21 protein-coding genes are annotated in these 20,748 nt (G+C 58.2%); 6 read left to right on the top strand and 15 right to left on the bottom strand.

All coding sequences use genetic code 11. The features are described 5' to 3' along the window. Positions 1-90: 90 nt before the first annotated feature. A complete protein-coding gene (locus tag AC3ITY_RS27025) occupies positions 91-1,200 on the bottom strand; it encodes an ABC transporter ATP-binding protein (protein WP_489306039.1) in 1,110 nt (369 codons plus the stop codon). Further along, a complete protein-coding gene (gene argF, locus AC3ITY_RS27020) occupies positions 1,197-2,117 on the bottom strand; it encodes an ornithine carbamoyltransferase (protein ID WP_223532204.1) in 921 nt (306 codons plus the stop codon). The genes AC3ITY_RS27025 and argF overlap by 4 nt, the downstream gene beginning before the upstream one ends. Positions 2,118-2,691: 574 nt before the next feature. Here argF and AC3ITY_RS27015 point away from each other — a divergent pair. Together AC3ITY_RS27015 and grxD are read left to right on the top strand one after the other, a co-directional pair. Beyond that, on the top strand, positions 2,692-4,800 hold the full coding sequence (locus AC3ITY_RS27015; protein WP_489306038.1) for a molybdopterin oxidoreductase family protein: 2,109 nt from the start codon (positions 2,692-2,694) through the stop codon (positions 4,798-4,800). A 97-nt stretch (positions 4,801-4,897) separates the two neighbouring features. Next, a complete protein-coding gene (gene grxD, locus AC3ITY_RS27010) occupies positions 4,898-5,239 on the top strand; it encodes a Grx4 family monothiol glutaredoxin (RefSeq protein WP_007971318.1) in 342 nt (113 codons plus the stop codon). A gap of 108 nt (positions 5,240-5,347) precedes the next feature. Here the strand turns inward: grxD and bfr are convergent, their stop codons facing one another. After that, positions 5,348-5,824 (bottom strand): bacterioferritin, encoded by a 477-nt coding sequence (gene bfr, locus AC3ITY_RS27005; RefSeq protein WP_007985870.1) that lies wholly within the window; start codon positions 5,822-5,824, stop codon positions 5,348-5,350. A 198-nt stretch (positions 5,825-6,022) separates the two neighbouring features. Continuing rightward, positions 6,023-6,241 (bottom strand): bacterioferritin-associated ferredoxin, encoded by a 219-nt coding sequence (locus AC3ITY_RS27000; protein WP_008053520.1) that lies wholly within the window; start codon positions 6,239-6,241, stop codon positions 6,023-6,025. Positions 6,242-6,552: 311 nt separating this feature from the next. Between AC3ITY_RS27000 and AC3ITY_RS26995 the strand changes: the two genes are divergently transcribed. Then, entirely contained in the window at positions 6,553-7,155 is a 603-nt protein-coding gene (locus tag AC3ITY_RS26995; RefSeq protein WP_007985868.1) for a peroxiredoxin, read from the top strand. 200 nt (positions 7,156-7,355) lie between these two features. Here the strand turns inward: AC3ITY_RS26995 and rnt are convergent, their stop codons facing one another. Continuing rightward, positions 7,356-8,033, bottom strand: a complete 678-nt coding sequence (gene rnt / locus AC3ITY_RS26990) for a ribonuclease T (RefSeq protein WP_046043606.1) — start codon at positions 8,031-8,033, stop codon at positions 7,356-7,358. Then, positions 8,030-9,076 carry a dihydroorotase gene (gene pyrC, locus AC3ITY_RS26985; RefSeq protein ID WP_489306036.1) on the bottom strand — a complete coding sequence of 349 codons (1,047 nt, stop codon included), beginning with the start codon at positions 9,074-9,076 and terminating at the stop codon, positions 8,030-8,032. The genes rnt and pyrC overlap by 4 nt, the downstream gene beginning before the upstream one ends. Before the next feature lie 159 nt (positions 9,077-9,235). Between pyrC and AC3ITY_RS26980 the strand changes: the two genes are divergently transcribed. After that, entirely contained in the window at positions 9,236-10,141 is a 906-nt protein-coding gene (locus tag AC3ITY_RS26980; protein ID WP_489306034.1) for a flagellar protein MotY, read from the top strand. A gap of 129 nt (positions 10,142-10,270) precedes the next feature. Then, positions 10,271-11,488: an argininosuccinate synthase gene (locus tag AC3ITY_RS26975; protein ID WP_046043604.1), complete on the top strand. Its 1,218-nt coding sequence runs from the start codon at positions 10,271-10,273 to the stop codon at positions 11,486-11,488. Between the two features lie 150 nt (positions 11,489-11,638). Here AC3ITY_RS26975 and AC3ITY_RS26970 read toward each other — a convergent pair whose 3' ends face one another. Further along, positions 11,639-12,337, bottom strand: coding sequence for a hypothetical protein (locus AC3ITY_RS26970; RefSeq protein WP_489306033.1), 699 nt, complete (start codon positions 12,335-12,337; stop codon positions 11,639-11,641). 542 nt (positions 12,338-12,879) lie between these two features. Between AC3ITY_RS26970 and AC3ITY_RS26965 the strand changes: the two genes are divergently transcribed. Continuing rightward, positions 12,880-13,506 (top strand): response regulator transcription factor, encoded by a 627-nt coding sequence (locus AC3ITY_RS26965; RefSeq protein ID WP_008053528.1) that lies wholly within the window; start codon positions 12,880-12,882, stop codon positions 13,504-13,506. Positions 13,507-13,586: 80 nt separating this feature from the next. On the opposite strand, the gene AC3ITY_RS26960 is transcribed toward AC3ITY_RS26965, so the two are convergent. The 8 genes from AC3ITY_RS26960 to metG all read right to left on the bottom strand — a co-directional run bounded on the left by AC3ITY_RS26960 (position 13,587) and on the right by metG (position 20,472). After that, positions 13,587-13,766, bottom strand: coding sequence for a PA3496 family putative envelope integrity protein (locus tag AC3ITY_RS26960; protein WP_007972325.1), 180 nt, complete (start codon positions 13,764-13,766; stop codon positions 13,587-13,589). Between the two features lie 106 nt (positions 13,767-13,872). Continuing rightward, a complete protein-coding gene (nth, locus tag AC3ITY_RS26955; protein WP_007997495.1) occupies positions 13,873-14,511 on the bottom strand; it encodes an endonuclease III in 639 nt (212 codons plus the stop codon). A 25-nt stretch (positions 14,512-14,536) separates the two neighbouring features. Continuing rightward, positions 14,537-15,121 (bottom strand): Rnf-Nqr domain containing protein, encoded by a 585-nt coding sequence (locus AC3ITY_RS26950; protein WP_489306031.1) that lies wholly within the window; start codon positions 15,119-15,121, stop codon positions 14,537-14,539. Then, positions 15,114-15,725, bottom strand: a complete 612-nt coding sequence (locus AC3ITY_RS26945; protein ID WP_489306029.1) for an RnfABCDGE type electron transport complex subunit G — start codon at positions 15,723-15,725, stop codon at positions 15,114-15,116. Before AC3ITY_RS26945 ends, AC3ITY_RS26950 begins: the two co-directional genes overlap by 8 nt. After that, positions 15,722-16,708, bottom strand: a complete 987-nt coding sequence (locus AC3ITY_RS26940; RefSeq protein ID WP_489306028.1) for an RnfABCDGE type electron transport complex subunit D — start codon at positions 16,706-16,708, stop codon at positions 15,722-15,724. The genes AC3ITY_RS26945 and AC3ITY_RS26940 overlap by 4 nt, the downstream gene beginning before the upstream one ends. Continuing rightward, the gene (rsxB, locus tag AC3ITY_RS26935; protein ID WP_489306027.1) at positions 16,695-17,711 is read right to left on the bottom strand and encodes an electron transport complex subunit RsxB; all 1,017 of its coding nucleotides are present in this window, start codon (positions 17,709-17,711) and stop codon (positions 16,695-16,697) included. The genes AC3ITY_RS26940 and rsxB overlap by 14 nt, the downstream gene beginning before the upstream one ends. Further along, positions 17,708-18,277 carry an electron transport complex protein RnfA gene (locus tag AC3ITY_RS26930; protein WP_489306026.1) on the bottom strand — a complete coding sequence of 190 codons (570 nt, stop codon included), beginning with the start codon at positions 18,275-18,277 and terminating at the stop codon, positions 17,708-17,710. The genes rsxB and AC3ITY_RS26930 overlap by 4 nt, the downstream gene beginning before the upstream one ends. Before the next feature lie 143 nt (positions 18,278-18,420). Beyond that, complete coding sequence (metG, locus tag AC3ITY_RS26925) at positions 18,421-20,472, bottom strand: methionine--tRNA ligase (RefSeq protein ID WP_489306024.1); 2,052 nt, start codon at positions 20,470-20,472, stop codon at positions 18,421-18,423. Positions 20,473-20,748 lie beyond the last annotated feature (276 nt).

Here is a 20,748-nt window from a genome sequence, read left to right as displayed (position 1 = left end):
GCTCGCGAAGGCGGTGAATCAGTTGCCATTAGCGTTGACTGGCACACCGCCTTCGCGAGCAAGCCCGCTCCCACAATTGTTTCGTGTGTATCAGTTAGCGGGGCTGTAACGCCGGACACCTGATTCAACAGCAGGAATCTGCGCCGCCGTGCTGCCGGACGCCTGGAACAGCACCAGGTGTTCAGCCGCGACACGAATACCCACATCCGCCCCAACCTGACGATCGACATGGCTCGGGAAGATCGATTCCAGCTGTGCGCCGGTCGGCAACTGCAAGCGATACAGGGTCGATGCACCCAGGAACGTCTTGCCGGCAATTCGCGCCTTCAGTGGGCTGTCCGGCGCATAGACGATATCGTCCGGGCGCAGCAGCACATCCACTGCGCCGCCCACCGGCCAGGTGTAGGCCCGATTGCCGCGCAACTCACCCAGCTCGGTTTGTACCGATTCCGGGCTGCTCAACTGACCGCGAATGAAATAACCCTGGCCGATGAAGCTGGCCACAAAGGGCGTCAGCGGTTCGTGGTAGAGGTTGTAGGGCGTATCCCACTGTTCCAGGCGACCTTCCTTGAACACCCCAACGTGGTCGCTGACCGCGAAGGCTTCTTCCTGGTCGTGAGTCACCAGAATCGCGCTGGTGCCACGGGCCTTGAGGATGTCGCGTACTTCATGGCTGAGCTTGCGGCGCAATTCGCCATCGAGGTTGGAGAACGGCTCGTCGAGCAACAGCAATTGCGGTTCCGGCGCCAGTGCGCGAGCCAGTGCGACACGTTGCTGCTGACCACCGGAAAGCTCGTGGGGGAAACGCTTGCCGAGGTTCTTCAGGTTGACCAGTTCCAGCAGCTCTTCGGTGACGCGATCCTTTTGCGGATGCTTGCGAATGCCGAAGGCAATGTTGTCGGCCACGCTCAAATGCGGAAACAGCGCGTAGTCCTGGAACACCATGCCGATGCGACGTTTCTCCGGAGCGAGGGTGAAACCGGCGCTGGAGATGGTTTCGCCAGCCAGTTGGATTTCGCCTTCGTGAACCGGTTCGAAACCGGCAATCGCCCGCAGGGTAGTGGTCTTGCCGCAGCCCGACGAGCCCAGCAGGCAACCGATGTCGCCTGCGTTCAGGTGCAGGTTGAGGTTCTGTACCACACGCTGGTCTTGATAGCCGCAGGCGAGGTTGCGCAGGTTAAGCAGTAATGGCTGGCTCATGCGTGGTGGTACGCTGGTTCGACGAGGAACTCGAGCAGGGCTTTTTGCGCGTGCAGACGGTTTTCGGCTTGATCCCAGGCCACCGAGCGTTTGTCGTCGAGCAGGTCGACGCTGATTTCCTCGCCACGGTGCGCCGGCAGGCAGTGCATGAACAGCACGTCTTCAGCGGCCAGGTCGAGCAGGGCGCGGTTGACCTGGTACGGTGCGAACAGTTGCAGGCGTTTGGCGGTTTCCTCTTCCTGGCCCATGGAGGTCCAGACGTCGGTGCTCACCAGGTGTGCACCACGCACGGCTTCCTTCGGATCGCGAACGATGGTGACCCGATCACCGGCCTTGGCCAGGAACACCGGGTTGGGTTCGTAGCCTTCCGGGCAGGCAACGCGCAACTGGAAGTCGAACTGGATCGCCGCTTCTATATAGCTGTTGCACATGTTATTGCCGTCGCCGATCCAGGCCACGGTCTTGCCCTGGATGGAGCCGCGGTGTTCGAGGAAGGTCTGCATGTCGGCCAGCAGCTGGCACGGGTGCAGGTCATCGGACAGGCCGTTGATCACCGGTACGCGGGAGTTGGCGGCGAATTCGGTCAGGTTGCTGTGGGCAAAGGTACGGATCATCACCGCATCGAGCATGCTCGACATGACGATGGCGCAGTCGCCGATCGGCTCGCCACGGCCTAGTTGGGTGTCACGGGGCGACAGGAAGATCGCCTGGCCACCGAGCTGGATCATGCCGGCCTCGAAGGAGATCCGGGTACGGGTCGAGGATTTCTCGAAAATCATTCCCAGGACGCGGTTTTTCAGAGGCTCGAACAGTACGCCGCGGTTACGCAGGTCCTTGAGCTCAACGCCTCGACGGATCACGCTGACCAGCTCTTCGGGCGTGCAATCCATCAGGGAGAGAAAGTGCCTTGCGCTCATCATTGACTACCTTTTTGCTACAAACCGCAGATGCTCAAAGCCTTGTTAACGGAACAACGGGCGAGACCTGCGGCGTAAGCCGCACGGGGCGACGAAATAGGGGAAGGCGCGATCTTATAATTAAATGTCGCGTCTTACCAATAGGGCTACAGTTTTTAGGGAGTTTCAGAGGTGCTACGGGTTCACCGAGGTAGCGCTTTTGAAGTCTGTTTCCTGATAGCAGTGGTTCATTTGTACACCGGCCTCTCGGGGCTTGGCAATCAGGCGGGGCGGCAATGGTGCGCTGACAGTCGGTTTCTGACCTGTCATTCATCAGCACCGGGCTCGACGAACGCTGGCGCCTGATCGACGAACTGAGCGGCGTGCAGGGCCCCCACGGGCCGATTGAAACCCTTCAGGAAATCCAGTTGCAGGCGCTGCCCAGGCTGCCTTCGAACTGAACTCTGATGGCTATCGGCTGGCCTGATAACCCTCGATTCACAAGACGAACGTCGCTGGCGCAGTGTCGGGTCTGGCGCCATAGTTTTGTTTCCGCGGCCAACGCTGCCCGCCCATAACAAGACAGAAACTGGCCATGACCAAGACTCTCCATCACCGTGCGTGCCATTTGTGCGAAGCCATCTGTGGCCTGACCATCGAAACCACCAAGGGCGAAGGCGGTAACGTCCAGATCACTTCGATCAAGGGCGACCCTCAGGATATGTTCAGCCGTGGGCACATCTGCCCCAAGGCCGTGGCCCTGCAAGACATTCAGAACGATCCGGATCGCCTGCATCAGCCGATGCAGCGGGTGGGCAATGAGTGGCAGCCCATCGAGTGGGAATCGGCATTCAATCTGGTCGCCGAACGCCTCGCCGCCATTCAGGAGCGTCACGGGCAAAACGCCGTGGCGGTCTATCAGGGCAATCCGAGCGTGCACAATTACGGGCTGATGACCCACAGCAATTACTTCCTCGGCCTGTTGAAAACCCGCAACCGGTTTTCCGCGACGTCGGTCGATCAATTGCCCCATCACCTGACCAGTCATTTGATGTACGGCCACGGTCTGTTGCTGCCGATCCCGGACATCGACCACACTGATTTCATGCTGATCCTGGGCGGCAATCCACTGGCTTCGAACGGCAGCATCATGACCGTGCCGGATGTGGAAAAACGCTTGAAGGCGATACAGGCCCGGGGCGGCAAAGTGGTGGTGGTCGATCCTCGCCTTAGTGAAACGGCGGCGATTGCCGATCAGCATCTATTCGTGCGCCCGGGTGGTGATGCCGCGCTGTTGTTCGGCATGCTCAATACCTTGTTCGCAGAAGGTCTGACCCGCGACAGCCATCTGCCGGTAGACGGCCTGGAGGACGTGCGGGAGGCCGTGGCGTCGTTCACTGCCGAGGCCATGAGTCCGTTGTGCGCTGTACCGGCCGAACAGATCCGCCAATTGGCGCGAGACTTCGCCGCGGCACCGAGTGCGGTCTGCTATGGCCGCATGGGTGTTTCGACCCAGGCCTTCGGTACGCTGTGCCACTGGGTGGTGCAGTTGATCAATCTGGTTACCGGCAATCTCGATCGTGTGGGTGGTGCCTTGTGCACTGAGCCGGCGGTGGATCTGGTGGCGACGACCTCGGGTGGGCATTTCAATATGTGGCAGAGCCGGGTCTCCGGTCGCCCGGAATACGCCGGAGAATTACCTGTCTCGGCACTGGCCGAAGAGATGCTCACCGAAGGGGAAGGGCAAGTCCGGGCGTTGATCACTGTGGCAGGCAATCCGGTGCTGTCCACGCCCAATGGCCGAAAGCTCGAGCAGGCGCTGGACGGACTGGAGTTCATGGTCAGTATCGACCTGTACATCAATGAAACCACGCGTTACGCCGACCTGATCCTGCCGTCCACATCGGCGCTGGAAAACGACCATTACGACACCACGTTCAACCTGTTTGCGGTGCGCAACGTCAGCCGCTTCAACCGCGCCATCCTCGTCAAGCCCGAAGGTGCATTGCACGACTGGGAGATCTTCGTCGGGCTGGCCAAGGCATTTGCCGCCAGGACCGGCAAAGAACTGAAGCCCACCATCGCCCCTGCGCAAATGATCGATCGCGGTCTGCGCATGGGGATGTACGGCGACATGTCAGAGCACAAGCTGTCGTTGGCGACTTTGTTCGATCATCCCCATGGCGTCGATCTGGGGGCGCTCAAGCCTAACCTGACGCCACGCCTGAAGACTGCCAATCAACGCATCCAGGCCGCGCCGGCCGCGATTCTCGCTGACCTGGCGCGCTTCGCAGCCTTGCAGGCGCCGGCCGCCGACGAGTTGTTGATGATTGGCCGCCGGCATGTACGCAGCAACAACTCATGGATGCATAACTATCATCGGCTGGTGAAGGGCAAGCCACGTCACCAGTTGCTGATGCATCCGGACGATTTGGCCAGTCGCGGGCTCAGCGATGGGCAACGTGTGCGGGTCAGTTCGCGGGTGGGGGTGATTGAGGTCGAAGTGCTTGGCACTCTGGACATGATGAAAGGCGTGGTCAGCCTGCCTCACGGCTGGGGCCATGCGCGGCCGGGCGTGCAAATGACGATTGCCAGCAGCCAGCCGGGCTCCAGCGCCAACGACCTGACCGACGACTGCCAGCTTGACGAATTGTCGGGGAATGCCGCGCTCAATGGCGTGCCGGTGACCGTAGCGGCGGCTTGAATCAGTCTGACGGAGAGACCGAGCAGGGCGCTCGGCTTTCCGTTACAATGCGCCACCGTGCCGACCCATGAGTCGGAAAGTTCAGCCGAGGTGCTCCATGGATATCATCGAAACGATTAAAGAGCAGATTGCCAACAACACCATTCTGCTTTACATGAAAGGCTCGCCGAATGCCCCGCAGTGCGGCTTCTCCGCGAAAGCCGCGCAGGCCGTGATGGCGTGTGGCGAAAAGTTTGCGTACGTGGACATCCTGCAGAACCCGGAAATCCGCGCCAACCTGCCAAAATACGCCAACTGGCCAACCTTCCCACAGCTGTGGGTTGCCGGTGAGCTGGTCGGCGGTAGCGACATCATGACTGAAATGGCTGCTGACGGTTCGCTGCAGAGCCTGATCAAGGACGCCGCCGCCAAGGCAGCCGCTCCAAAGACCGAAGCCTGATTCGCTTCTGCCCGGATTTCGGTCAAACCTGAAGCCCGGGCAACAAAAAGCCCCGCCACTCGAAAGAGGGCGGGGCTTTTTATTGCATCGAGATTAATGACGTAGAACTTACTCGTCTTCGCCCATCTGCGATTGCAGGTAGTTCTCGATACCGATTTTATCGATCAGGCCCAACTGGGTTTCCAGCCAGTCGATATGTTCTTCTTCGGACTCGAGGATATCTTCAAGCAGCTCACGGCTACCGAAGTCGCCAACTGTTTCGCAATGCGCGATGGCTACTTTCAGATCGGCATGGCCAGTTTTCTCGATACGCAGATCGCACTCCAGCATTTCCTTGGTGTGTTCGCCGATGTGCAGCTTGCCAAGGTCCTGGACGTTCGGCAGGCCTTCAAGGAACAGGATGCGCTTGATCAGCTTGTCCGCGTGCTTCATCTCGTCGATGGATTCGTGGTACTCGTGCTTGCCGAGCTTGTTCAGGCCCCAATCTTCATACATGCGCGCATGCAGGAAATATTGATTGATCGCGACCAGTTCATTGGCGAGGATCTTGTTGAGATGCTGGATGACTGTAACGTCGCCTTTCATGATGGGGTCCTGCCCTGTATTAGCTGTCAATAGAGCAGAGTTTGAGCCGCGTATTTAAGAGTGTCAAACCTAAGTTATTGAAACTTAAATGAAAATTAATCGGAATAAGAATGTTTGTGTTCCGCGTCTAGAACATAACTAGTTGATTTTGAGGCATAAAAAAACCGGACATATGTCCGGTTCTTTGAAATTCGATATTTAAGCTGCTGTAAATTCTGCTGGAAAAGGAATTGCAGCCTGGGCCGTTTGCAGTTTGGTCAGAGTCTCGCGGACCACTTCCTTGGCAAGGCAGGCACATTTGCCGCATTGACTGGCAACGCCGGTAGCCACACGGACTTCCTTGTAGCTGCAGCATCCTTCATAGATCGCATCGCGGATTTGACCGTCGGTGACGCCAGTGCAGAGGCAAACATACATAAGGAAGGTCCGTCGCTGATTGTGACTCAATTGCGATGGATCTTAATGTTAACGAGAATGATTGTCAAAGTGGTTTCAGGGCACTTTTCGCCATAAGCGGGTATGGCTGACGAACGGTCGGCCTGGCAAATCGGTGATACAAAACCGTCGGGGATTTCATCGTACGGGGAAAAAACAGCTAAGCCAGCTCAAACACGCGGTGTATGATGGCCGGTCTTTTGCGACCGGGGATCGTGTCACAGGGCTGTCGCCTCAGGGTGGCAGGCTGATGCGAACCCTGTTTCTCACGCTATTACACCAGGAGATATCCAATGAGCGTACTCGTAGGCAAGCAAGCCCCTGACTTCACCGTACCGGCCGTACTCGGCAATGGCGAGATCGTTGACAGCTTCACCCTGTCCTCGGCGATCAAAGGCAAATACGGCCTGGTGTTCTTCTACCCACTGGACTTCACCTTCGTTTGCCCGTCCGAGCTGATCGCTCTGGACAACCGCATGTCTGAGTTCAAGGCACGCAACGTTGAAGTGATCGCTGTTTCGATCGACTCGCACTTCACCCACAACGCATGGCGCAACACTCCAGTGAACAATGGCGGTATCGGCCAGGTTCGCTACACCATGGCTGCCGACATCAAGCAGGACATCATGAAGGCCTACGACGTTCAGTCCGCTGACGGCGTTGCTTTCCGTGGCGCGTTCCTGATCGACGACAAAGGCGTTGTCCGCTCGCAGATCATCAACGACCTGCCGCTGGGCCGTAACATGGAAGAGCTGATCCGTCTGGTCGACGCTCTGCAATTCCACGAAGCGCACGGCGAAGTCTGCCCTGCCAACTGGAAGAAAGGCGACAAAGGCATGAACGCTTCGCCAGAAGGCGTTGCGGCTTACCTGACCGAGCACGCTGCCGCTCTGTAAGGCGCACGCTCCAGCTATAAAAAGCAGGTACAAAAAAACCGGCCATCGAGGCCGGTTTTTTTATGGGCGTTTTTTGCTCTCTGTAGGAGCGAGCTTGCTCCGGGCGGCGTTCCGACGATGGACTTGAGTGCGCTGCGGAGAGTCAAGCTCCCCGCGTTATCGTTCACGACCATCGCGAGCAAGCTCGCTCCTACAACACATCAATCGTCGAAGTCTTCCCAGCCGCCCATCTGCTTCCAGCGATTGACGATGCCGCAGAACAGCTCTGCCGTCTTCTCGGTGTCATAGCGAGCCGAGTGAGCCTCGCGACCATCGAAGTCGATGTCCGCTGCCTGGCAAGCCTTGGCCAGTACGGTTTGACCGTAAGCGAGGCCAGCGAGCGTTGCGGTATCGAAACTGGAGAACGGGTGGAACGGATTGCGCTTCATGTCCAGCCGCGCAACCGCAGCATTGAGAAAGCCCAGGTCGAAGCTGCTGTTATGCCCGACCAGGATCGCCCGTTTGCAGCCATTGGCCTTGAGGGCCTTGCGCACGCCGCGGAAGATATCGTTCAGGGCAGACTCTTCACTCACGGCCATGCGCAGGGGGTGATCGAGCTTGATCCCGGTGAATTCCAGGGCAGCCGCTTCGATGTTCGCGCCTTCGAACGGCTCGACACGGAAGAAGTAGGTGTGATCCGGATAAACGAAACCCTTTTCATCCATGGCGATGGTGGTCGCGGCGATTTCCAGCAGGGCGTCGGTGGCCGAATTGAAGCCACCGGTTTCTACGTCGACGACAACTGGCAGGTAACCACGGAACCTGGCAGCCATTGGATGACGAGGGCCGCCTCCGCCGCCGTTGCCTTCCAGTTCGTCGTCGAAATGGTCTTCACTCACGCGTGTTCCTCCAGCAGGCGCCAGCGCAGTTTTTCACCGGCGCGCAGCGGGATAACGGTCAGCTCGCCAAATGGCAGGCTGGTCGGGGCGGTCCACTCTTCACGGACCAGGGTGATGCGATCGGTGTTCGCCGGCAGGCCATAGAACCTGGGGCCGTTGAGGCTGGCGAAGGCTTCGAGTTTGTCCAGCGCGTTGCGCTGTTCGAAGGCTTCGGCATACATCTCGATCGCTGCATAAGCGGTGTAGCAACCGGCGCAACCGCAGGCTGCTTCCTTGGCGTGCTGGGCGTGGGGCGCCGAGTCGGTGCCGAGGAAGAACTTCTCGCTGCCGCTGGTGGCCGCGTCGAGCAGGGCTTCCTGGTGGGTATTGCGCTTGAGGATCGGCAGGCAATAGAAGTGCGGCCGAATCCCGCCCACCAGCATGTGGTTGCGGTTGTACAGCAGGTGGTGCGCGGTGATGGTCGCGCCGACGTTGGCTGAAGCCGAGTTGACGAACTGCACGGCGTCCGTGGTGGTGATGTGTTCGAAGACCACTTTGAGGGTCGGGAAACGCTCGACCACACGGCGCATGTGCTCGTCGATGAAGATTTTTTCGCGGTCGAACACGTCGACATCACCACGGGTGACTTCACCGTGAACCAGCAACGGCATCCCGACTTCGGCCATGGCCTCAAGTGCAGGGAAAATCTTGTCGATGCTGGTGACGCCAGAGTCCGAGTTGGTGGTCGCGCCGGCCGGGTACAGCTTGGCGGCGTGAATGAATCCGCAGGCTTTGGCCTCGCGAATTTCTTCAGGCTGGGTGCGGTCGGTCAGGTACAGGACCATCAGTGGCTCGAACAGGCTGCCGGCCGGGCGGGCAGCGAGAATCCGCTGGCGATAGCCGTCGGCTTCGGTCGCGTTGCGCACCGGTGGAACCAGGTTGGGCATGATGATGGCGCGGCCAAAGGTGCGCGCGACATCCGCGACGGTATTGGTCAATACGGCACCATCGCGAAGATGAATATGCCAGTCGTCGGGACGCAGCAGGGTCAGGCGGTCGGACATGAGGGGATTCCAGGCGGGTCAAACTCAAGGGAATGCTACCGGAAAAGACTCTTGCAGGCACTCGCTATCAAGTTTTGCAGGAAGCTTCCGATATCCAACAGGTATGCCGTAAACATGTGTGTGTCGGTCTTTTTGTTGTAGAAGCCAGTGGAGCCTCCCGTGCGCCAGCGTTTTTTAGCCTTGCTCAGTGTGTTTGCCAGTCTTCCCGTGATGGCGCTCACTTTCCAGACCCGTCTGGAGAGCATTGAGTGGACGGTCGAGGGTGACAAGTTCGAATGCCGCCTGACTCAGCCGATCACCGACTTCGGTTCGGGCGAGTTCGTGCGTCGTGCCGGCGAGCAGGCGACTTTTCGTCTGAAAACCTACAATCCGATGATCGGCGGCGGTTCGGCGACCTTGCTGGCGGCTGCGGCACCGTGGCAACCGGGGCGTGACGATATCAACCTGGGCACGGTGAGAATCGGCAACGGCAACGTATTGTTCAACAGTTCACAGGTTCAGGCCGGACGCCTGATCAGCGGACTGATGGACGGTCGCAGTCCGGTGGTTCGCCATTCCTCGGGGGATGGGCGGGTGTCGGAAGTGCGCTTGCTACCGGTCAGGTTCACCAAGGCGTTTGCCGACTACCAGGGTTGTGTGGCGAAACTGTTGCCACAGAATTTCGAACAGGTGAAGCAATCCGAAATCGGCTTCCCCGGCGGCGGAATAGAACTCGACAGCGCCGCAAAAGCCAAACTGCAGGTGATGCTGGAGTACATGAAGGCCGATCCGACGGTCAATCACATCGAGCTCGACGGTCACTCCGACAACAGCGGCAACCGCCTGACCAACCGCGACCTGTCGCGGCGCCGAGCCCTGGCAGTGCTGGAGTTCTTCAAGGCCAACGGCATCCAGGAGTCGCAAATCACCATGCGTTTCCATGGCGAGCGTTATCCGTTGGCGCCTAATACCAGCAACACCAACCGCGCGAAGAACCGTCGGGTAGCGGTACGCCTGGAGCGCGGAGCATCTGTGGAACAAGTCGCTCCGCAGGCGACGAAAGCGGCCACTTCGGCCACTTCCTGACCCGGCTGTAATCGTCGCGCCTTCGACAGAATCTGTCGCTTCGTCGTCATAAGCTGTCGCGCCCCTGTAAATTATCCTGCATGAGCGGTAGACTTGACGGCTTTCCGTAGAACCCCGTGGAGTGATGGCATGGCGGACGTAAACAAGGTCGTTCTGGCGTATTCCGGCGGCCTGGACACTTCGGTGATCCTCAAGTGGCTGCAGGATACTTATAACTGTGAAGTGGTGACCTTCACCGCTGACCTGGGTCAGGGCGAAGAGGTCGAACCTGCACGTGCCAAGGCTCAGGCCATGGGCGTCAAAGAGATCTACATCGACGACTTGCGCGAAGAGTTCGTGCGCGATTTCGTTTTCCCGATGTTCCGCGCCAACACCGTTTACGAGGGCGAGTACCTGCTGGGTACTTCCATCGCTCGTCCGCTGATCGCCAAGCGCCTGATCGAAATCGCCAACGAAACCGGTGCAGACGCCATTTCCCATGGCGCCACCGGCAAGGGCAACGACCAGGTTCGTTTCGAACTGGGCGCGTACGCCTTGAAACCTGGTGTGAAAGTGATTGCCCCTTGGCGCGAATGGGACCTGCTGTCCCGTGAAAAGCTGATGGATTACGCCGATAAGCACGCGATCCCGATCGAGCGCCACGGCAAGAAGAAGTCCCCGTACTCCATGGATGCCAACTTGCTGCACATCTCCTATGAAGGTGGCGTGCTGGAAGACACCTGGACCGAGCACGAAGAAGACATGTGGCGCTGGACCGTTTCCCCGGAAAACGCTCCAGACAAGGCGCAGTACCTGGAACTGACCTACCGCAACGGCGACATCGTCGCGTTGGACGGCGTCGAAATGACTCCGGCCACTGTGCTGGCGACCCTGAACCGTATCGGTGGCGAACACGGTATCGGCCGTCTCGACATCGTCGAGAACCGCTACGTGGGCATGAAGTCCCGTGGCTGCTACGAAACCCCTGGCGGCACCATCATGCTGCGTGCCCACCGTGCGATCGAATCGATCACCCTGGACCGCGAAGTGGCTCACCTCAAAGACGAGCTGATGCCTAAGTACGCCAGCCTGATCTACACCGGCTACTGGTGGAGCCCTGAGCGTCTGATGCTGCAACAGATGATCGATGCGTCTCAGGTCAACGTGAACGGCGTTGTGCGCCTGAAGCTGTACAAGGGCAATGTGATCGTCACTGGCCGCAAGTCCGACGACTCGCTGTTCGACGCCAACATCGCTACCTTCGAAGAAGATGGCGGCGCGTACAACCAGGCGGATGCTGCGGGCTTCATCAAGCTCAACGCCCTGCGCATGCGCATTGCGGCGAACAAAGGCCGGAAGCTGTTCTGAGCCCTTTGAAATCGTGATGTATACCTGACCTCGTCCTCGACGAGGTCAGGTACCTGAAAACGGGGTGTGACGCCAGTTACTACGTTGTTGGGTGTTTTCGTTTCCGCTGATGATTTCCTGTTTTTCTCCTTCTCGATGGTCTGACCTGTACTACACGTTGTTGTTCGCCGGTTGCCCGGCCTGATCAATGACCGACAACCTGTGCGAGTCCAGATTGTAGGCAACATAAAAGGCGGCACAGCGCTTCCTGGTCTGCTTTGAATATTTAAGCGCACTGGCTTTCAGTAAAGTCTCCGAAACGGCACAAGTGACAAACAGAGTCACGTACGCCGTCTTTTCCCGTGGCCTCTGGAGGTTTTCCAGCAGCGCTCCAAACTCGACCTCCTTGCTCATCCAGCGTGCATCAACGATGTACAGGTCTTTTATAAGCTCCGGTAACTGAAGCTGGTGCTGAACAGAGACAGTGGTTTGCAGACCAATCTCGGTTGGCGGGTCCTGTGCGCCGCAGGGCGTTCGAGTTGACTGCGGGTCATTCATTGACGTTTCCAGAGCGGGATTTCCAGATGACTTCCCGGACGCTTTTTTTTCCGGCCGCCCAGCATCATCCATGACCTTCATGAAGTGTTTTCCCTTTTCAAAGTCGGAGGGCGCATAAAGGGATTTGTAGTTGAAGTTGAGTGTCGCGAAAAAAAGCAAAAGTAAATAAAACGGAAAGCTGATCAGAAACCAGACGTAGAGTTCTCTTTCCTCTTGGTCGAGGAAAGGTAGAGAAACGGCTGCCGAAGTTTCAGAGAGTGCTGCGAATATCGCGATAATTGTCATCGGGTTGGTGATTCGTTTTTTTATCATGTTCTGTACTCATGCCGGGTTGTCTTTTCTCGAATGGTTTATGAGGTTGGTTTTATGTGGTGATTATTGTAGTGAATTTTATTGCTTGTTGGTTTTGATACGCATTTTTGTTTGTTGTGTTGCTCTTCGATTTTTTGAATGGTGGTGGTGTTTTAATGATTGCTCAAAAAATATTATTTGCTGTAAGAATAATTGGATGCTTGGTGTGTGATATGTCTGGTGTGAATGTTTAGTGCGTAAATATCAGTTGGGTTTTAACAGAGTGGTAGAGGCTTATGTTTTTCAGGGTGCTACCGCTCAAGCTGGCTCTCGGAAAATTTTGGTCGTAAATCGATAGAAGTGACGGCTGGAAAGTGCGACACACTGACGCTGATACAGTTTTCAATTGATTCTGCTCGAGGGATTTTTGTAGGAGAAATCCGTGTTGTTTGTAGGGGATGTCTCTTGGTGTGGGTGGCTGGGAAGGGCGACATGCCATGGGTGAAACGACTAGGCTATTGTGCGGGCTCTAAAAATTCGAACAGCGAAAATTGGACTTGCCCATGAATAAAGTGCTGATCGTGGATGATCACCCCGTCATTCGTCTTGCGGTACGTATGCTAATGGAGCGTCATGGCTACGAAGTTATTGCAGAAACCGATAATGGTGTGGACGCACTGCAACTAGCCCGTGAACTTATGCCGGATATTGTCATTCTGGATATCGGGATTCCGAAGCTGGACGGGTTGGAAGTCATCGCGCGTTTGTCTTCGACCTCAATGCCTATGAAAGTGCTGATTTTGACTTCCCAGGCACCGGGGCATTTTTCCATGCGTTGCATGCAATCCGGTGCAGCCGGTTATGTCTGCAAACAACAAGACCTGACGGAGTTGCTCAGTGCAATAAAGGCGGTGTTGTCAGGCTACAGTTACTTTCCTAACCAAGCCTTGCATACCGTGCGTTGCAGTTTGGGAAATGCCAGTGAGGCTGATATGGTTGATCGCTTGTCAGGACGGGAAATGATGGTCTTGCAACAGTTGGCCCGAGGAAAGACCAATAAAGAGATTGCCGATGGAATGTTTCTCAGTAATAAAACAGTCAGTACTTACAAGACCCGCCTGTTGCTCAAGCTGAATGCGCGTTCTCTGGTCGATCTGATCGAGCTGGCACAACGCAATGGTCTGGTGTGATGACGTAACTGCGCGACAAGGGGCGTCTACCGGAGTATGGCACTTAGAAAAAAGCCTCCGTTTCGGGAGGCTTTGAGGTGTCATAAGTCAAAATCGTAATCGGCCAATTGCTTTTGCAGTCGGCGCTCCTCCAGCAGGTTGTCGATGGTGCGGCGTTTGCTCAGATTAGTTTTCGCTACTTCAACCACCGGCTCAGCGTCATCGGTTTCGGCGGTGGTGAAGTCGTCTTCTACGTCCAGTTGCTCTTTGCCAGTACTCATTTAGTTGCTCCAGGCTAAGAAGGCCTTTGGCGCTCCTTATATCGACAATCTCCCGGCGGGTAAAAAAGATTTTTTCAATCGATAATTCAATAAACCTAATAGCGCCTCAATCGTCGGAGGTTTTGTGCTTGTATTCGCACAAGTCCTCGATCCGGCAGCTCCCGCATCGGGGCTTGCGGGCCAGGCAAACATAGCGGCCGTGAAGGATCAGCCAGTGATGGGAGTCGAGCAGGTATTCCTTGGGCACGAATTTCATCAGTTTTTTCTCGACTTCCACCACATTCTTTCCGGGAGCAATGCCAGTCCGGTTGCTGACCCTGAAAATATGCGTGTCGACGGCCATGGTTAGCTGACGGAATGCAGTGTTGAGTACCACATTGGCGGTTTTGCGGCCGACACCGGGCAGTGCTTCCAGCTCTTCGCGGGTTTGTGGCACTTCACCGGCGTGACGCTCGACCAGCAAGCGGCAGGTTTCGATCACGTTTTTCGCTTTGCTGTTGTACAGGCCGATGGTCTTGATGTACTCCGACAGTCCCTCGACTCCCAGGGCATGGATCGCTGCCGGGGTATTGGCGACCGGGAACAGCTTGGCAGTGGCCTTGTTGACGCCGACATCAGTCGACTGCGCCGAGAGAATCACGGCAATCAGCAATTCGAACGCTGAGGAATAGGCCAGCTCGGTCTTTGGTTCCGGGTTGTCCTCGTGCAGTCTGCGGAAAATTTCCAGACGTTTTGCGGCATTCATGGGCAGTGCATTTCCTCGAAGGCAATCAATGTGTGGGCGTGGGGCGCCAGGCCTGCCAGGCGGCGATCAGCAGTCCGAGCAGAATGAACCCGCCAGGGACCAATGTGGCCAGGTGCAGGCCGCCATCAGCCACCAGCACCCAGCCTTGCCAGTCAGTTTTTGTCGCGCCGAACAGCCACGATAAATGGTTTCCAAGTGTTCCGTTGCCGATGAGTTCGCGCAGCAGGCCCAGAGCAATCATCAGCGTGGCAAACAGGCCATTGAGTCGCAGGCGTTGGCGCCAACCGTTCTGAAAGAACCCGGTGTGTTCCAGTACGACGCATAGCAAGGCGATCAGGGCGCCATAAAACCCCAGATGCTGCTGCCATTGCAGCGACCAGGCTTGTGCCATGAGTTCCGCGCAACTGGTGAGTGTGGCCGCCAACAGGATGCTGGCCAGCAAACGGGTCGCCGGGACCAGTCGGGTTCGCAGGGCGCCCATGGCCAGACCGAACAACTGGGTCACCACCATGAACATCAGGCACAGGCCAAGTGCAGCCATCAGCGAGTGGGTGGCGCCGATCAGCGGCGTCAGCATCAAGGCGTTGCGCAGAGTCGATGAGTTATCCATGGGCAGGGATTCCGAGCAGTTGTTGCCGGTGTTCATCAAAGTAGCGCAAGGCATCGTGGACGGCATTGATCACCGCTCTTGAGGTGATGGTTGCGCCTGCGATCTGATCGAACTGCCCCTGATCCTTTTTCAGCGCCCAGCCGCCGTCAACGGGTTCTGTTCGAGACTTGCCGGAAAAAACCTGGAGCCAGGTATTGGGCCAGTCGGCGATCGGAGCCCCCAGTCCAGGTGTTTCCGACTGTTTGAGGGTTTTGACGCCCAGTAACCTGCCATTGGCGTCGACAGCGATCAACAGGTCGATGGTACCGGCGTAGCCAAGGGTTTGACTGCGCAGCAACACCGCGACGGGTTGATCGGCCCGGGTCACCAGATAACCACCCAGCAAGGTGCTGTTGGCCAGTGCGGTTGCTTCAATCTTTATGGGGTGTTCGAGTGGTTGATTGTCGTAGCTGTCCGGCGCGATCAGGTCCAGCAGATTACGGCTGTCGATCAGGCGCTGTTCGGCTGCAATGCGTGGCGAGCTGCCGAGCTGCACGAAGTACGTTATGCCAAGGCCGATCACGGCCAAAAGCACCAGAAGCGCGATGCTTGATGTCCGGCTCATGGCGCCTCCGGCTGTTGCCTGGCCGCCACGAACCGCTCCAGCGCTGGTACGCACAGGTTCATCAACAGCACGGCGAAGGCGATGCCGTCCGGATAGCCACCCCAGGTACGAATCAGATAAGTCAGGAGCCCGACGCCAGCGCCGAACAGCAGCCGCGCGCCAGGGCTTCTGGCGCCGGACACCGGTTCGGTGATGATGAAGAATGCCCCCAGCATGGTCGCGCCGGTCAGCAGATGAAACAGCGGTGAGCCATGGGAGTCGGAGCCCGAACCGTTCCAGCACAGCAGGCTGATGATGAACAGACTGGCCAGCATGCCGACCGGTGCATGCCAGCTGATCACCCTTCGTTGCAGGAGAAACATTCCACCCGCCACAAAGGCCAGGTTCAGCCATTCCACCCCTCGGCCGCCAAAGTGGCCGAATGCGGGGTTGCCGGCAAACAGTTCATCCATGGTCAGGCTTTTGTTGATCCGCAGACTGTCCAGTGCCGTGGCCTGTACCCATGCATCCGGCGCATGGCCGACACCGAACACTTGCTGCAAGCCACCCAGTAGATCCATGCCATGGGAGGATGGCCAATGGGTCATTGGTTGGGGAAAGGTCACCAGCACCAGAGCAAAACCGAGCATCGCCGGATTGAAGGGGTTCGAGCCGACACCGCCATACAAGTGCTTGCCAAACACCATCGCAAAAGCGGCAGCACTGAGGGTCAGCCACCATGGGCAGTAAGGCGGGAGCGCCAGAGCGAGCAACGCGGCACTGACCAACGCGCTGCAGTCACTCAAGGTTGGCCCCGGCGGTCGCTTGCGCAAATGCACGACGGCGGCCTCGACGGCCAACGCGGCAGCGGCCGCCAGAACCAGATTGATCAACACGCCCCAGCCATACAGCCAGAACGCCGCCAGCATTCCCGGCAGCGTGGCCAACAGCACCAGTTTCATCGCCTGTTGCAGGCGATCATCAACTGCGTCAGGGGTTGGCATGGGCGTCCACCAGGCGTTCGGCTTCACCGAGTGCGCGCTCCAGGGCTTCGATTTGCTCCGCCGGTGCTTCGTTGGCCTGAGCCTTCTTGAGTTCGGCGCGGCGCATGGCCACTTGGATCTTGGCCCGTTTCAGATCGGCATCATTTGACGGCGCAGCAATTGCGACTTTCTGCGCTGGAGCGGGTGGGGTGGCGCTTTCCAGTTGCGCCAGGCTTTGTTCGGCGGCTTCGAACTGTTGTTGCAGGACGATCAACTGCGATTGCTGCTCGAAGGTCGGCGGATGCCCAAAGGCCTTCAGCGATTTGTGCAACTGCGCCCGACTCATCGCCACATCGATCTTGGCCTTTTTCAGCGCGGCATCGGCATTGGCGGTTTTCTGTGCGCGGACGCGCTCGAGGGCCGCCTGCACAGGGTCGGCTGTCGTCTCGGCAGGTTTCGCGGCTCGCTGCCTTGCCTGTCGCTCGGCAATTTTCTGTTGCTCCTCACGCTGCAAGCGGGCATTGCGCTGTTCGAAGCGGCGCCGTGCGTGATCGCGCTTGAGGGTGCGGGCTTGCCGCGCCTGTGGTGTGAGGGCCAGGCCCCCGACAACGGGCAGTACCGTGTTCGGCGGCAGTGGGCGCATTTCGATGCAGTCCACCGGGCATGGTGCCACGCAGAGGTCGCAACCGGTGCACTCATCGATGATCACTGTATGCATCAGTTTGGCCGCGCCAACGATGGCATCGACCGGGCAGGCCTGAATGCACTTGGTGCAACCAATGCACTCGGCCTCGCGGATATAGGCGATCTGCGCAGGTGCCGAGCCGCGAGTGATGTCCAGCTCCAGCACCGGCAACTTCAGCAGTTCGGCCAGGGCATTAATGGTTTCGTTGCCGCCTGGCGGACACTTGTTGATCGGCTCGCCATTGGCGATGCCTTCGGCGTACGGCTTGCACCCGGGGTGGCCGCACTTGCCGCATTGGGTTTGCGGTAAGAGTGCGTCGATGAGTTGAATCAGACTCATGTTTTGATCAGTCCGCTGAATCCGAGAAAGGCCACTGCGATCAGGCCGGCACCAATCAGGTCGATCGGCAAGCCGCGAAAGGGCAGGGGAACATCGTTGTCGGCCGTGCGTTCACGTAAATCAGTGAACAGGCTCAACACCAGCCAGAAGCCCAGCCCTGCACCGAGGCTCAAGGCTGTAGAGTGAAAGAAGCCCTTGTCTTCCTGAGCATTGAGCAAGGCCACGCCGAGCACGCCGGCATTACCCAGCAGCAACGGCCACAGGCCTTCGAACGGCAGTGTCGAAAACACCCGAGCCAACAACTTCAGCAATGGGCTGATCAGCAGCACGCTCAATGGCAGAAACACAAACAGACGCAGCGCTGTCAATTGCAGTGGCACCAGCAGCCATTGGTAGAGCGCGTAGCCAAGCATGCCCACGACCAGCATCAGGCAGGTCGTCGCAATGCCCAAGGCATGGACCTGACGGCGCTGACCGGCCAACAGCGGATCGACGGCCAACGGCCAGTGCAACACGAGGTTGTTGATCAGGGCGGTGCTGATAAGCGTAAGCAGGATCTCGGTCATTGTTCGTGCCGGCAGGAACAGGGCTTTTTTAGCGCAGTTGTCTAAAAAGAGTAGGCATTATCCGGCAAGGCGGGAGGGTGGGCCAGACATGAAAATCCCACAGCCGCGCCAGGCACGACTGTGGGATCGATTTGCCGCAGACCTTACTTGATGCGCTGGCCCGGCTTGGCGCCGCTGTCAGGGCTGAGCAGGTAGATTTCTTCACCGCCAGGGCCGGCCGCCATCACCATGCCTTCGGAGATGCCGAACTTCATTTTCCGTGGCTTGAGGTTGGCAATCATCATGGTCAGTCGACCATCGAGCTTCGACGGGTCCGGGTAAGCGCTCTTGATCCCGGAGAACACGTTGCGTTGCTCGTCACCGATGTCGAGGGTCAGGCGCAGCAGCTTGTCGGCGCCTTCCACGTGTTCGGCTTTTACGATCAGGGCGACACGCAGGTCGACTGCCGCGAAGGTGTCGAACTCGATTTCCGGCGACAGCGGATCCTTGGCCAGTTCGCCATTGCCGGCAGGTGCAGCTGCGCCGGTGTCGGTCTGGCTGGCGGTCAGGTCTTCCTTCGATGCGTCGGTCATGGCTTGTACCTTGACCGGGTCAATGCGGGTCATCAGCGGCTTGAACTCGTTCAACTGATGATTGCTGAGCAAAGTTGCGTGGTCGTTCCAGGTCAGCGGCGCGACGTTCAGGAACGCCTCAGCGTCGGCGGCCAGCAGCGGCAGCACCGGTTTGAGGAAGATCACCAGTTGGCGGAACAGGTTGACGCCAGTGGCGCAGATAGCCTGGACTTCATCCTGCTTGCCTTCCTGTTTGTTCAGCGACCACGGTGCCTTGTCGGCGATCCAGGCGTTGGCGCGGTCGGCCAGGCCCATGATCTCGCGCATGGCGCGGGCGAAGTCGCGGGCTTCATAGGCGTCGGCGATACTTGGCGCGGCGGCCAGGAAGGCTTCGGTCAGTTCAGGCGCGGCGTTGGTGTCGACCATCACGCCGGCATTGCCCTTGTTGATGAAGCCGGCACAACGGCTGGCGATGTTGACGACCTTGCCCACCAGGTCGGAGTTGACCTTTTGCACGAAGTCTTCGAGGTTCAGGTCGAGGTCGTCGACGCCACGGCCCAGCTTGGCCGCGTAGTAATAGCGCAGGTATTCCGGCGACAGGTGGTCCAGGTAGGTCCGGGCCTTGATGAAGGTGCCACGGGACTTGGACATTTTCTGGCCGTTGACGGTCAGGTAGCCGTGCACGTTGATCCCGGTCGGCTTGCGGTAACCCGCGCCTTCGAGCATGGCTGGCCAGAACAGGGCGTGGAAGTTGACGATGTCCTTGCCGATGAAATGGTACAGCTCGGCGGTGGAGTCCTTGCCCCAGAACGCATCGAAGTCCAGCTCCGGCGTACGGTTGCACAGGTTCTTGAAGCTCGCCATGTAGCCGATCGGTGCATCCAGCCACACGTAGAAGTATTTGCCCGGCTCGTCGGGGATTTCAAAACCGAAATACGGCGCATCGCGGGAGATGTCCCACTGTTGCAGGCCGGCGTCCAGCCATTCGGCGATCTTGTTGGCTACGGCGTCCTGCAGGGTGCCGCTGCGGGTCCAGGTCTGCAGCATGGCCTGGAAGTCTGGCAGCTTGAAGAAGAAGTGCTGGGAATCCTTGAGCACCGGGGTGGCGCCGGAGATCGCCGACTTCGGATCCTTCAGGTCGGTTGGCGCGTAAGTCGCGCCGCATTTTTCGCAGTTGTCGCCGTACTGGTCTTCGGTGCCGCATTTCGGGCAGGTGCCCTTGATGAAGCGGTCGGCCAGGAACATTTTCTTTTTCGGGTCGAAATACTGGGTGATCGAGCGCGTGGCGATGTGCCCGGCGTCACGCAGCTTCAGGTAGATCTGGCTCGACAGCTCACGGTTTTCTTCGGCGTGAGTGGAGTGGAAGTTGTCGAAGTCCACCAGGAACTCGGCAAAGTCGGCGCTGTGTTCAGCCTGGACATTGGCGATCAGTTGTTCCGGGGTGATGCCTTCCTTTTCCGCGCGCAGCATGATCGCCGAACCGTGGGCGTCGTCGGCGCAGACATAAATGCATTGATTGCCGCGGTGCTTCTGGAAGCGCACCCACATATCGGTCTGGATGTATTCCAGCATATGGCCAAGGTGGATCGAACCATTGGCATAGGGCAGGGCGCTGGTGACGAGGATCTTGCGTGGCTCGGACATGGGGCTCGGCTACTTGATGAAACGGAGGTCGGCCACTATAAAGCGCCGGCGCATATTTTTCACCCTGTGAGCCTGTTTCCTATTGCTGCAACCGCAAAAACTGTGGCGAGGGAGCTTGCTCCCGCTGGGGGGCGAAGCCGCCCCAAACCCTGCGATGCCGATCTGCCAGACAAACCGGGTCGGTCAAATAGCGACTGCTACGCAGCCGAGCGGGAGCAAGCTCCCTCGCCACAATTGGATGGCCGGCGTACGATACCCACCATCTTTTCCAGTCCT

The sequence above is a fragment of the Pseudomonas sp. GL_091 genome (assembly GCF_057837725.1).
This window is presented reverse-complemented; position numbering and strand designations above follow the sequence as displayed.